Annotated in this window: 5 protein-coding genes; 1 reads left to right on the top strand and 4 read right to left on the bottom strand. The window is 66.8% G+C overall.

Annotated elements, in window-relative coordinates; genetic code table 11:
• Window positions 1–460: 460 nt before the first annotated feature.
• The 4 genes from NFU81_RS18800 to NFU81_RS18780 all read right to left on the bottom strand — a co-directional run bounded on the left by NFU81_RS18800 (window position 461) and on the right by NFU81_RS18780 (window position 4,801).
• Complete coding sequence (locus NFU81_RS18800) at window positions 461–1,705, bottom strand: tyrosine-type recombinase/integrase (protein WP_251491420.1); 1,245 nt, start codon at window positions 1,703–1,705, stop codon at window positions 461–463.
• 340 nt (window positions 1,706–2,045) lie between these two features.
• A complete protein-coding gene (locus NFU81_RS18795) occupies window positions 2,046–2,714 on the bottom strand; it encodes a hypothetical protein (protein WP_251491418.1) in 669 nt (222 codons plus the stop codon).
• Window positions 2,715–3,062: 348 nt separating this feature from the next.
• On the bottom strand, window positions 3,063–3,776 hold the full coding sequence (locus NFU81_RS18790; RefSeq protein WP_251491416.1) for a tyrosine-type recombinase/integrase: 714 nt from the start codon (window positions 3,774–3,776) through the stop codon (window positions 3,063–3,065).
• A gap of 758 nt (window positions 3,777–4,534) precedes the next feature.
• Window positions 4,535–4,801, bottom strand: a complete 267-nt coding sequence (locus NFU81_RS18780) for a hypothetical protein (protein WP_251491413.1) — start codon at window positions 4,799–4,801, stop codon at window positions 4,535–4,537.
• 1,014 nt (window positions 4,802–5,815) lie between these two features.
• Here NFU81_RS18780 and NFU81_RS18775 point away from each other — a divergent pair.
• The gene (locus tag NFU81_RS18775; RefSeq protein WP_251491410.1) at window positions 5,816–14,146 is read left to right on the top strand and encodes a golvesin C-terminal-like domain-containing protein; all 8,331 of its coding nucleotides are present in this window, start codon (window positions 5,816–5,818) and stop codon (window positions 14,144–14,146) included.
• Window positions 14,147–14,151 lie beyond the last annotated feature (5 nt).

Genomic DNA, 14,151 nt, shown 5'->3' with positions numbered 1-14,151 from the left:
GGTTGAGTCGCTGCTCAGCGAGCGGAGATCCTCACAGCGACGGGATGAAGAGGCAGGGGATGATTCGTTTTTTGAGCCCCACAGGAGCCGGCATGACCTGCTCGGGCTTCAGCGGTGCCACGCGAAGCCCACGACGGCAAGGATCACGAGCACCAAGCACAGCCGGAGTGTCCTGCCGTTGCTGTCTATCGCGTACCGAACGACGCGCCAGAAGTTCGCCACCTTGGTCATCCCATCAGTCGATCCGAAGTTGATCTGATGACGGTCGCGAACGATCTGTGACTTCCATGGCGTACCCGAGAGCCTTCCCAGGCAAACCCATGCACCGCACCTTATGCTGAATGGTGGGCGCCTATGTTCACCCTCGTGAAAAACCACTCCTTAACCACGATTTCGGCCAAGCCCGGTGTCCGTTTAGCCCGCCGTGCTCCACAACAAGGGGCTATTCTCGAGCCACGACTCACTCGGCTTCATGGGACGTTGGAGTGGATGTCAGATTCCTTGGCAGAGGGACGCTGGCTGGGGACCGTGGGAATGCCGAGTTCGATGGCGCCGGGTCCGGAGGTGCGACGTCGAGCTGGGCAAGTTTGTCCTCTGCGCCGGCAGGGCTGACCTGGAGACCTTCGACTTCGCCGAGCCAGCCTTCGCGTTCGGCCTCGGCGATGCGGGCAAGGAGATTGTCGCGGATCTCGATGAGTCGGTCGCACTGGGCGGGGTCGGGCCAGAGCATCGGGCAGCGGACGCAGGCGTGTTCGTGGATGCATGGTGTGCCGAATGCCCGGCCGCATGCTCCGATGGAGACTTTGGGCTGCTCGAAGTGGCCGAGGAACTCCTGCCATTCCTGGTCGGTCGGGACGCGATATTCCTCGCTGGGGCGGAGAGACCGGCGACGGGCCAGGAATGCCATGTGTGCCTGGATCCCCTCTTCGGGATAGACAGCCTTGTAACCGAGAGTCACGTGGATGTCCTGGTGGCCTGCGATCACCTGGGCGATCTGCGGCGGCAGTCCTTTGAGGATCGCGTCGGTGATGAACAACCGGCGGAAGTCGTGCGGTGTGTAGCGGAGCGGGGCGCCGGTGTCGATGAGGGCCTGGTCGAGCATGGTACGGACGGGTTCATCGGTGAACGCGCGGTCCTCGCAGCAGATGCGCCGCTGGAACAGCAGCGGGGCCGGCTCCTGCCATGTGCATTCGCCGCGGTCGTAGGAGCGGACCAGGGGAACGGCACCGGTGATGTCCCGGACTCGGCAGATGATCGCGCTCAGGACGTCGGCGAGTTCTGGACTGACCAGCAGGAGGCGCTCGGTATCCGTCTTGGACGGGACGATCTGCAGGAGGGGGACGAGTTCACCGGTGGTGGGCAGTCGGTATTGGACCAGGCTGTGGTGGCTGAGTTCCAGCAGTTCCTCGATGCGGATGCCGGTGGCCCGCAGCACCTCGATGACGGCCCAGGTCCAGAAGGCGCGCTCGTCCTCGAGTCCCAGATCGCGGCGTTTGCCGGTGTGTGGATCCTCGGCCCAGATCCTGCCAGCCGTTCCGTGCGGAACCACAGCGCGTACGAGTTGCTGACCGGCAGCGGTGAACACCTCGCTGGGGCCGGCATGCCGGGCGGCTCCCAGTATCGCAGCAGCGTCCTTGCGACGCTGGTCGACCGTGCGGACGAGGATCGGCAGGACCGGAAGGCGCTCGCGGGTGCGGGCGTCCATCCTCGCCTTGCGCCGTCGTTGCAGTTTGCGGTTCTCTCGCTCGTCAGCCCTCACCAGGCTCGGTGCCACCCTCGGGCACCAGCGGCCGGGATCTTCCAACGCCCACTGGACGATGTCGAGGTAGAAGGCCCACAGATGGGTGAGGTGTCCCGGTGGTTGAGCCCCTCGACCTGTGTGCTCGTGCTTCGGCCGTCGGGGCCGGTGACGGTCTTGTCCTTGGTGCGAATCCTCTGCTTCCACTGCCCGATGATGTGCGGAGCGAGGCGGAGGCTGTCGGCGTCGGGGTGGTGGTCCTCGATGTCCTGCCAGAAGCGTTTTCCGAGGTGGTAGGAGAGGGACTTCAAGCTGTTGTGGTCCAACCGGGCTGACGTTCACGGAGGTAGCCCACCAGCAGGTCAGGGACGGGACGGCAGCGCAGTCCGTAGCGGTCGATCAGCTCCTCAGGGGTCGGTTGTCCAAGGTTGCGGACCTCGCGCAGATTCTGCGGGGCGGCCTCTCGGAGGGCTCCGAGCTGGTGCAACAGCCGGTAGAACACCTCGGTCCCCGACGTCATCCGCTGGAGAACCGCGGCTTGGGTCTCGAAGAGCTCCAGGACGTCGCCGACGGTGATGCCGGTCGGCGTTCCGCCCTTCGCCGCGAGGATGAGGGCGCCGCGGCAGAGTGCCGCGCTGATGTTGGGCGACCGTACGTCCTGAAGTGACGCGCCCAGCTCCCGCAGGCGCTCGAATCCCTGCGGGTCGCGGATGCGAGCGGTAGAGCGAACCAGAACGCCTCGGCGGCTGGCCCCGGCGGCCAGCCAGTCCACCGACGGCCGCAGCAGATCAGCACTGATCAGCGTCGTCAGCGCCAGGCCAGCCGCCGGCATGCGCAAGGCCGCCTTCAAGCCGTGCTCGTGCAGCCACTGTTTGATCACCGGCCGCCAGGCGGCACCGGGCTGTTCGATGCCGCTGGCCTGCCACCGCTCCTGCCACGTCTGTCCCGGCTGATCTTCCAGCCAGTCCAGCACCATGACGATGCCGTGCCTGTGATTCGGTTCGCTGCCGGCGTTATCCAGCTTGCAGGGCGGACGGGACAACAACCGGGCCGCCTCGGCGCGGGAGCGCTCGGTGCCCGGCCATTTTCGGGAACGTTTCGGGCGGGGAAGCGCTGTTGGGCGGCCATAGCGCGGGTGATCCGAGGCAGCGTTCCGGCGGCCGGTGTGGGAGAGCCGGCACCCGTCGACAAGGTGATGGTCACCGGGCACCGGCCCCGAACAGCACATCGAGACCTTCCGGCCGGTAGTCGGCTGCCGGAGGCGGGGCGACGCGGGTAGCTGCCTGTCGTGTCTGCTCGGCATGGTGGGCCAGCAGTCGCCGGATCACCACTTCCTTGCGAGGCGTGAGGTAGAGCTGAGCGTGGTCAACTGCGCGTGTCCAAGGACGAATTGGACATCGGTGAGAGGAGGACTCGGGTCCTCGGTCATACGATAGGCGGCGGTGTGCCGCAACGCGTGCAGCGTCGCGGAAGTCCCCGCCTTGGCGTTCGCCCGCTCGAACATGCGGTGAACCGCGTGGTAGGTCAGCGGCCTCGACGGCGAGCGCAATGTCCACCACAGCGGGAGACGTCGCCCACGCGGGATCTCATCGTCCATCTCCAGCTGGTAGAGCCGCAGCCAGACGAACGCGTCGGTCGAGGCGGGGAGTTCCTGGACCTCGCCGGTGCCCTTGCGGACCACCGAGATCAGCTGGCGCCCCGGATCGGCGCCAGCCTGCCATGTGCTGAGCAGTTCGCTGGCACGGGCGCCGGTGAAGATGTAGAAGGCGACCATGGCCCGGTCCCGGTGCGACGGGAGCCGGGCGAAGATCTCGTTGAACTCCTCGTCCGGGACACTGCGGGGCACCCGCTTGGGTACCCTCGGCCGGTAGAGCTCGGTGCGTTCGTTGTGGGGCGGGTCCATCGGGTTGCGGTGGGCGTGAGCCCGCCGGCCACGGCGTGATCGGTCCAGCGGAAACGGGTTCAGGACCGGCCCGGTGCCGATGTCGCGGTGGAAGTCGTAGAAACTCCGCAGCACCGTCTCGCTGTGCGCCCGCACCGACGGTGCGTACGGCTTGCCACCTGCGGCCCACCTTCCCGCCTCGCTCGGGCGTCGCCAGTGCGGACGCCTCGGCTGTCCGGCAACCTGAAGCCACCAGGAGAAGTCCCTCGCTTCGATCCGGCTCGCTCGGTCCCACGGCACCTCGACAGCCCAGAGGAAGCGGAACCAGCGCAGCATGTCCATCCCGTACGAATGGGCGTCGCCGCCGAACGACCGGCTCCCTGCAGGTCCCGTAGGAAGGCGCGGGTTCCCTCGACCGGTTCTCCGGCCGGATCGATGAGCCGGTAGGGCTCCCACGGATCATCCATGGCCACCAGTTCCCCAACCAGGGGGACGGACAGTGCTGCCAGGTCTCGTGTTGCCTCCATGGACGACTCAACGGCTCGGGGTTCCGGCCGCGGCCCAGATGCTGTGGAGCACGCCGAGGCTGATCTGCGTGGCGGAGGACTTCACTCGCTACGACCGGCACGCGGTCGGTGAGATCCGCCGCTGCATCGACCTGGTCCGCTACCGCTTCTTCGGCGCCGGACTGCTCGGCCTTGAGCCGGTCGTTGCGGCCGCCGCCTGCGACCGCGGACCGGGAGCAGGCGCCGGGCGTGCCGGGCGCATGCCGAAGGAGCAGCCGACAGATGGGATCGGCGAGTTACGGCCCGCGGATCGGGAACGGTGGTCAGGTGCCGTCGGCGACCGCACACGGCGCCCTGATGCCGGAGAGCGGCGTGGATGCCTCTGCACGCGCTCAGCGGTCCGGTCGATCAGCGTGGTGGTGCGGCGCTGGTGCAGGTAGCGCGGCCGTAGGTGCCGTGGGCGGTGGCGTGCTGGACGGCGGCGCCGTGGAGGGTGAGGCCGCAGGTGGCGGTGCCGCCGTTGGGGCCGAGGACGATGTTGATCGTTGCGGGGCTTCTGCCGGGCAGTGCTGTCGTCTGGTGCCAGGGCAGGTGAGCGGTGACGGTGCGGCTGGTGCCGTCGGGCCGGGTGTAGGTGATCCGTGCCGTGCCGCTGCCGGTGACGGTGTAGCCCACGGGGACTGTGGGCCGAGTGGTTGTGGGGCGGCCGTTGGCCGCCGGATGACCGCCGTACGCGGCCACCAGCCAGATAACTCCGGCGGCTACCGCCGCGATCGCCAGGAGCGCGCCGACCAGGAGCGGACCGACGGCAGGGGCGTGCCCCCGCCTGACGGGTGTGTCGTCGGGGGTGTTGTGATGATCAGCGTCGGGCTGTCCGTTTTCCGTTGGCTGGATGGTTTTCGGGATATTCAAGGATCTTCCTTTCCTGTAGGACCGCTCCGAGTTGCTGGCCGGCTCACTTATACCTGCATCGACGGTTCTTCTGCACCCAGGACACGGGAATGAGACATTCCTCGGCGGTAATGCGCGAATGAGATCTCCGGAGTGAATGATTCCGAATCGGGCACTCGCTGTGAGGTTCAAGATTTCGCAATGAATTGTCGACCACGGGATGCGGAGGCGGATCTCCGACGCTTCCGCAGATGGGGAGTGATCCGGCAAAAGGGTGTAAACGCGCCTGTGGCGTGCAGGGTTTTGATGGCATCTCAGCCTTGATGGGTATGGAGTTGACCGCGAGCCGTCAAGCACGTTGACTCCCGGGTCGGTCGAGGATCCGTGGCTCCACCGCGGGTGCTTCCTGGTCGTGCGGCGCATTTACGCCATCGGTGTTTACCGGTGCGTGTGCTTTTCCGCATGGCTGGGTTCCGGCTGCCTTTTTACTGGTCGAGATTGGGGAGACTGGTTATGCGGGCACGACGGATCAGACGGTTGGCCACGGTGGTGGCTGCTGGTTCACTTCTGGCTTCTCTGGCTTATGTGCCGGCGGCGGTCGCGGAGCCGGCGAAGGCGGGTTCGGGGGCGGCGCCGCCGCGGGGGTTCTCGCGTGAGCATCATGCGCCGGATCCGGTGAACGGCCCTGCTGGGGCGATTGCGGACCGGCAGAAGCTGCCGCCAGGCAAGAAGGCTGCTCCGGCGCATCGGGTGCGGGAGTTGGCGGGGCGGCGGACGTCGTCGGCGCGGTTCTGGCAGATGTCGGACGGTACGACGCAGGCCGAGGTGTCGGTGGTGCCGGAGTCGTACGAGTCCGGCAGCGGGTGGAAGGCGATCGACACGAGCGTGGTCGCGTCGGCGCGGAAGGACTTCCGGCTGGCGAACACCTCGAACCTGGCAGCCGCGTACTTCGGTGGCACTGGCGGCCAGTTGGTGCGGTTCGAGGCGGATGCCTCGCATGCGGTGTCGCTGCGGTTGGAGGGTGCGGCGGCGGGGGTGAAGCCGTCGGCGAAGGGCGATGCGGTCACGTACTCGGGTGTGCTGCCGGGTGTGGACGCGACGTACACGGTGGGTCGCGGGGCGGTGAAGGAGAACCTGGTCCTGGCCGGCAAGCCGGCCGGGCCGGTGTCGTTCACGTTCGACCTGGATACGCAGGGCCTGACGCCGAAGCAGCGGGCGGACGGGTCGATCGCGCTGTACGGCGGGGACGAGCGGGGCCTGCCGCGGATGGTGATCCCGGCCGCGGTGATGTTCCAGGCGCCGGCGAACACCGACAGCGCGGTGCGCGACCTGACCCACGGCGCGGTGCAGCAGAAGCTGGTGCGGCACGGGGCCGGCTGGCAGATCCGGCTGACTCCGGACAGCACGTGGCTGTCGGCCCCGGGGCGGCGGTTCCCCGTGTCGGTGGACCCGACGATCGTGCTGGCGCCCACTCCGTCGACGTCGCAGGACGTGATGGTGGACTCCACGCAGCCGACGACGAACCTCGACGGCACGTGGCAGCTGGGGGTCGGCACCACGGCGACGGGCAAACTGCGGTCGCTGGTGAGGTTCCCGGTGACGGGGATCCCGTCGGGTACGAAGATCACGTCGGCTCAGTTGGGCGTGTACTACAACCAGGTGCACACCTCGAACGCGAACAGCGTGGTGATCGAGGCGCACCGGGCCACGACGTCGTGGGACGCCACGAGCGCGACGTGGAACAGCACCAGCGCCCTGTCAGGCGAACTGTCCGGCACCACAGTCCAGTTGGACGACGGAGATGCGGGCACGGCAGCGAAGGGCTCGTGGCCGTATTCCACGAACACCGCGTACACGCAGTACGGGATCAACGGCGACTACGCGTACAACAAGGACGCGGTGGCCGGGGATACGTACACCTGGCAGCCGACCGTACCCGCCGCCGGTTCGTACCGGGTGGATGTGCACTCGATTCCGGCCTCGGACCGGGCGGCGAACGCGCCGTACACGGTGACGTACAACGGCGGAACGTACAGCGGGACGGTCGACCAGTCCGCGGGTACGGGCGGTGTGTGGCGGTCGCTGAACAACGGCACTGCGCTGCCGTTCGCGGCCGGCACCGCGGGCAAGGTCGTCCTCGGTGACGGTCCGGCGTCGGCGTCCACGTCGGTGATCGCGGACGCGGTGCGGCTAGTGGAGCCGGGCACGACGCTGACGAAGGCGGCCGGCTCCTACGACCAGTGGCACAACTTCGCGGTCACCGACACGGTGCAGAAGTGGGTCAACGGCACGGCTGCGAACTACGGCTTCGTCCTCCAGGCGGCCGACGAGGCGACGCTGGGGCAGGGCGGCCCGTGGTACGAGGCCTCGGAGTTCGGGTACGGCGGCGAGACCGCCACCTACCCCAAGCTGACGATCACCTACGGCACTCCGGGCGTGACGCTCAATTCGCCCACCGTGATCCACGCGACGGGTGCGGAGCTGTCGTGGCCTGCGTACACCAACACCACGGGCAACTCGGCGAACGACCTGGCGGAGTACCAGGTGCACCGGTCGGTGTTCCAGGGCTTCACACCTTCGGCCGCGACCCTGATCGCCCCCGTTGCCTCGGGGACCACGTCGTTCACGGACACCACCGCGATACCGACCCCTGCCGATGCGACCGACCCGTTCCACGCCGTGTACTACGAGGTCGCGGTGAAGACCAAGGGCGGGCAGGTCATCGGCAGCCCCGTGCAGTTGGCGGAGTTGCCGAAGGCCGGGCAGACCACGCAGATCATCCAGGCCGGGCAGACCGACACCACGCTGTCCTCCGCCCAGCCCACCACCGCACACGACACCATCTCCTCCGACGGCGTGAACCAGAAGTGGCTGGCCGTCGGCAACAACTCCACCACCTTCGGTCCGACCCGCGCGGTGCTGAAGTTCCCCACCACCTCACTTCCTTCGACCGCACGCGTCATCAGCGCGCAGTTCCAGGCGTGGTCGACGATCACCACCAACACCGGTGGCGGCAAAGCGGTCTACGAACTGCACGGGCTGAACCGGGACTTCGACGAAGCCACCGCCACCTGGAACAACGCCACCTCCACCACCGCCTGGACCACCGCGGGCGGTGACTTCTCCGGCACGGTCTCGGACACCGTGGCGTCCATCACCAACGACCCGGTCCGGCACTGGTGGGACGCCACGTCCCTGACCCAGGGCTGGATCACCACACCGACCTCCAACCACGGCCTGCTGCTGAAGGTCGCCAACGAGTCGACCACCACGGGAGCGCAGGAACGCACGGTCTTCGCGTCCTCCGAGACCTCCGAGCCGCAACTGCGGCCGCAACTCGACGTCACCTACGTCGACGCGACGACGGACTCGACGTACTACGCGGCGACAACCCCGGCGCGGATGACGCCGGCCACGGCCTACAACGTCGACGTCACCGTCACCAACACCACGAATACCACCTGGTCGGCGGCGAGTGAGGTGCTGTCCTACCGGTGGACGCTGCCGGACGGGACGGACGTCACCAATGGCGGCAACCAGATCCAGACCGCGCTGCCACAGGACCTCTCACCCGGCGAGACCGCCACAATCCACGCGCAGGTCAAGGCACCGACCAACGCCGACTCCGGCAACCCCACCAACGCCCGGACCGCGTACACCCTGACCTGGGACGCCTACAACAAGACCACCAGCACATGGAACTCCGCCGGCGGCGTCCCGGGACTCACCCAGGCCGAGACGATCGAGGACCCGACCTCCGACCGGATCGGCCTGGAGAAGTTCTACTCCTACGCGGGCAAGAACACCGGCGCCGGGTCCACCGTGATGGACAACCTGGCCTCGGGTAACGCGGTGTGGTCCTACAACGCGTTCACCAACCCCGGCCGGGGACTGGGCACGTTCGTGCGGTTCGCGTACAACTCGCTGGACACCTCCGACACCGTGATGGGCCCCGGCTGGTCGGCCCAGGCCTCCGCACCCGTACGCCTCGGGGCCGCACTGGACTTCCACCCCAACCCCAACCCGACGACGGTCACCCTGACCGACGGAGACGGCACCTCCTCGGTCTTCACCAAGCAGGCCGACGGCACCTTCAAAGCCCCGGCAGGCGTCCACTACCTGCTCAAGGGCGACAACGCGGCCAACTGCACCCCCGACAAGGACAACACGCCGAACGCCTGGTCGATGACCGGCCCGGACGGCACCCGCTTCTTCTACGACTGCGACGGCTACACCACGTCGATCGTCGACAAGAACGGCAACACCGAGACCTTCACCTACGCCACGCGCAAGTCCAACAACAAGCCGGTCAAGTTCCTGCAGTACATCACCGACCCGACCGGCCGGCAGACCCTCACCCTGACCTACTACAACAAGGGTGACGCGTACTCCTACGTCGACGCCAGCGGCCAGGTGCAGTCCGGCACCAACCTGACCAACCCGAAGATCATCGACCACCTCGCGTCGATGACCGCCCTCGGCGACGGCACCAACCCAGCGCGCAAGGTGACGTTCCTGTACACCACGCAAGGCCTGATGGCGCAGCTCACCGACGGCGCCGGCTCCTCCCAGCCGAAGGTGTTCGGCTTCACCTACGACGCCACGCAGGGCACCAAGAACGTCAAGCTCGTCACGATCAACGACCCGCGCACCCATGCCACCCACCTGGACTACTACGCGCCCAAGACCGGAGACGACCCGAAGTACCACTGGTGGGCCAAGACCATCACGGACCGGCTCACCACCGGCACGTCCTTCACCTACGCGGCCGATGCGTCCAACAGTGGGTTCACCGACACCACCGTCACTGACGCCGAGCAGCACGCGACGACGAGCGTGACGGACGACTTCGCCCGCCCGGTGCAGACCACCAACGCCAAGAACCAGGTCACCAAGCTGGCCTGGGACGCGGACAACAACGTCACGCAACTGGTCGAGGACAACGGCGCCACCACCAAGTGGACCTACGACCCCAAGACCGGCTACCCCCTCACCACCCAGGACGCCGAAGCGGTCAAGAACGGCTGGCCCGCGACCGTCTACACCTACCAGACCCGCCTCGACGGCTACAGCGCCGACCTGCACACCAAAACCTCACCCGAAGGCCGCCAGTCACTCTTCGGCTACGACACCTTCGGCAACCTCACCACGGTCACCGACCCCAAGGGCGTCTCCACCGCGACCGCCGGGGACTACACCACCAGCTACACCTACGACCAGTACGGGCAGCTGAAGACCGCCACCGACGCCAACCAGCACACCACCACCTACACCGACTTCGACCCCAACGGCTACCCGAGGACCACCACCGGCCCCGCCCCCTACAACAAACCGGTCACCACGGCCTACGACACCCTCGGCCAGGTTCTCTCGGTCACCGACCAGCTCGCCCACACCACGACCCAGACCTACGACGTCTACGGCCGGCCGCTGGTGAACAAGGTGCCCAAGGACCAGGCGAACGGGATCTACATCACCACCCCCGCACCGGTCTACGACGCCAACGACAACGTCGTCCAGGTGACCGCTCCCAACGGCGCTGTCAGCACGGCCGTCTACGACAGTGCGGACCAGGTCACCTCCGCGACCGCGCCGAAGGAGCACACGGCAGACCCTGACCGGGTCACCGCCTACACGTACGACCGGATCGGCGAACTCAAAACCACCACCGAGCCGAAGGGCGTCCTGACCACTTCGGACCTGTCGGACTACGTCACCACCAACACCTACGACGCCATCGGCGAACTGACCGACGTCGTCAACGCGGCAGGCGACAAGCTCAGTTATCAGTACGACGACGTCGGCAACACCGTGTACCTCCTCGACCCGGCCAAGAACGCCACCGCCGACAGCGGGGACTACGCGACCAAGACCGACCACGACCTCGACCACCGCGCGACCCAGACCACGGACGCGGCCGGAAAGACCTCGAAGATCCGGTACGACAAGGACGGACTCCAGGTCGGCGCCACCGACGCGGACGGCAACGAAGCACTCGTGACCTACGACGAGCGCGGGAAGGTGGCAAGCGAGCAGACCCCGTACCAGGGCGCCGCAGGCACGCCCTCCTATCGGACTACGTCATACGAGTACGACCAGGTCGGCAACACCACCAAGGTCATCTCGCCGCGGGCCAACGCGGCGGGCGCGACCACCGCGTTCACCACCCAGTCTGTCTACGACGAGCTGAACCGGGTCAAGCAGAGCATTCAGCCCTACGACCCGAACGACGCGAAGTACAACACGCCGGTGTCCAGCTACTCCTCGTACGATGACGCGGGACGAGTCTCCAAGGTCTCTGCGCCTCCCTCCGACGGCCAGACGGTCCGCAACGACACCACGTACACCTACTGGGACGACGGCCAGACCAGGACGTCGACCGACCCGTGGAACATCATCACCGCGTACGACTACAACGAGTCGGGTCAGCAGACGAGCCGGACCCTCACCGCCGCCGGGGGCTCCTCCAGCCGCACCATGGGCTGGAGCTACTACCCGGACGGGCAGCTGGCGTCGCGCACGGACGACGGTGTGCCGGTCGGCCTGCAGGTCGTCCTGGCCGACAACTCCGATACCCAGAACACCGCGGCCACGGGCACCTGGACCACCGCGACCACCGGTGATCCCACCACGGAGCAGGGCTACGACTACCGCGCGCACGCAGCCGGCACCGGCACGGACGCCTTCACGTGGAACCTGAACGTTCCGCAGGACGGCACGTACACGATGTACGCCCGGTACCCGAAGGCCACGGGAGCGTCCACCGCCGCCGTGTACAGCGTTCACCACGACGACGGCACCACGACGACCAAGACCGTCGACCAGACCGCGAATACCGGAACCTGGGTCTCGCTGGGAACCGCCGCCTTCAAGCAGGGCAACGCGTCATCGATCTCGCTGGCCCAGAACGCCGGTGGCACCGTAAGCGCCGACGCGGTCAAGCTGGTCCGAGACAACACCGCGGACACCGACAACGAGAAGACCGCGTTCACCTACACCTACGATCCGAACGGCAACCTCACCGGCATCGGCGACGCGTCGCCGGGCGCCGAGGCCGACAGCTACAGCATCGCCTACAACGGCCTGAACCAGGCGGCCAAGGTCACGGAATCCCTGTCCGGTGCGGAGAAGACCCACACCTCGTACACCTACGACCCCGACGGACAGCCCGCCACCGTCGACCATCCCGGCCAGTACTCCACCTACACCTACGACCTGCGCGAACTCGTACAGTCGGTCAATATCGCGGACTCCGTGACGGACAGCAGCCCGAAGACCACCTCCTACACGTACACCGCGCGCGGCCAGCAACTGCAGCAGACCAAGGCCAACGGCAACACCGTCGACTACACCTACTGGCCCTCCGGCGAGGTCCACACCCAGACCGAGAAGACCTCCGCCGGCACCCTCGTCGACGGCCACACCCTGAGCTGGGACCCGAACGGAAACAAGGCCGAGGACGTTGCCAGCAAGCAGAACGCCGACACCCACGCCGCGTACCTGAACTCCACCACCGACTACACCTACGACCCCGCCGACCGCCTCTCACAAACCGTCAAGACCGGCAACGGCGCGCAAACCGAGAAGTACGTTCACGACGACAACGCCAACGTGATCTCGCAGACGGTCGGCGGAAAGACCACCGGATTCACCTACGACCGCAACCGCCTGCTGTCCTCCACCACCAGCGGCACCGGCGCCGCCTACAACTACGACCCGTACGGACGCCTGGACACCGTCACCTCCGCAGACACCGTCATCGAGCGCGACACCTATGACGGTTTCGACCACGTCGTGAAGAACACCAAGCTCGGCAGCGGCGGCACCAGCACCACCACGACCTATAGGTTCGACCCCCTCGACCGCACCACCTCCGAGACGACGAACGGCAAGACCACCGACTACGCCTACCTCGGCTTGTCGACACAGGTACTCGACGAACAAGTCGCCGGCCAGCTAACGAAGTCGTACCAGTACAGCCCCTGGGGCGAACGCCTCTCCCAGGTCACCCACAACACCGACGGCACCACCTCCGACGCTTACTACGGGTACGACAGCCACTCCGACGTCGAGACCCTGACCGACGACACGGGCAACACCAAGGCCACCTACGGCTACACCGCCTACGGCAACAACGACACCTCCGAATTCACCGGTATCGACAAGCCATCCGTCAGCGATCCCACCCAGGAGCCCTACAACGCCTACCGGTTCAACGCCAAACGCTGGGACCAGACCTCCGGCACCTACGACATGGGCTTCCGCACCTACGACCCCGGCTTGAACCGCTTCACCACCCGGGACATGTACGACGGCGCCCTCTCCGACATGAACCTCGCCACCAGCCCTCTCACGGGCAACCGCTACGCGTTCGGTGGCGGCAACCCCACCACCAACATCGAACTCGACGGCCACCGCCCGGACGACTGCTACGCCGAGTGCATGAAGCAGTTCGCTGCCGCGATGAGCCGGTGGGCCAGCAAGATGGCCAAGCAGGCATTCGTCCAGCAGATGCTCGACTACAACGCCGAACACAAGGCCGCGATCATCGCGACCATCGCGAACATCAAGAGGACGCCGGAATTCGACGCGGCCGGCGGCGGGACGTTCACCACCCGGCAGATGTTCAACTGCGTCAAGGGCGCCAGCCTGAAGAACGAAGGGAACGACAAAGTCTGCGGATACCCGGACATCTTGCTGCACGCCAAGGACGGCAATGTGTACGTGTGGGAGGTGAAGGCCGAGGCGTCGGAGAAGGAGGCGTACGACCAGATCGACCTGTACATCACCACCATGACGGCGCGTGGAGACAGCGCTCGGCTCGGATGGGATCTTCCGCCCATCGGCCCCGTCCCAGTCGGGCGCACCGCCGGTATCGATCTGATCTTCTCAGCACCTCATATCTCGCCGCCGCCCACCGGAATCGTGCTCTACCGGCGAACCCCCACACCCCAACCCAAACCGGCACCCGTGCCGCAGCCGCAGGAACAGCCCCAGGAACAGCCCGAATCCAATATGGACAAGTTCAGGGACTGGTTGCACGAGAACATCAAGATGCCGAACCCCGAGGACAATCCATTCAAGCTCCCCGGGCTTCCCGGCCCGATAGTGGTCCCCATCATGCCGTGAACGGC

Source organism: Actinacidiphila cocklensis (assembly GCF_907177275.1).
GTDB lineage: Bacteria > Actinomycetota > Actinomycetes > Streptomycetales > Streptomycetaceae > Actinacidiphila > Actinacidiphila cocklensis.
Note: the sequence above shows the minus strand (reverse complement) of the source record. Positions and strands in the feature narration are given on the sequence as shown.

What these genes read in the sequence shown, in the direction of transcription:
- NFU81_RS18800 (WP_251491420.1), bottom strand. Translation starts at nt 1,705, where the DNA reads ATGGACGCCCGCACCCGCGAGCGCCTTCCGGTCCTGCCGATCCTCGTC.
- NFU81_RS18795 (WP_251491418.1), bottom strand. Translation starts at nt 2,714, where the DNA reads ATGGTGCTGGACTGGCTGGAAGATCAGCCGGGACAGACGTGGCAGGAG.
- NFU81_RS18775 (WP_251491410.1), top strand. Translation starts at nt 5,816, where the DNA reads ATGTCGGACGGTACGACGCAGGCCGAGGTGTCGGTGGTGCCGGAGTCG.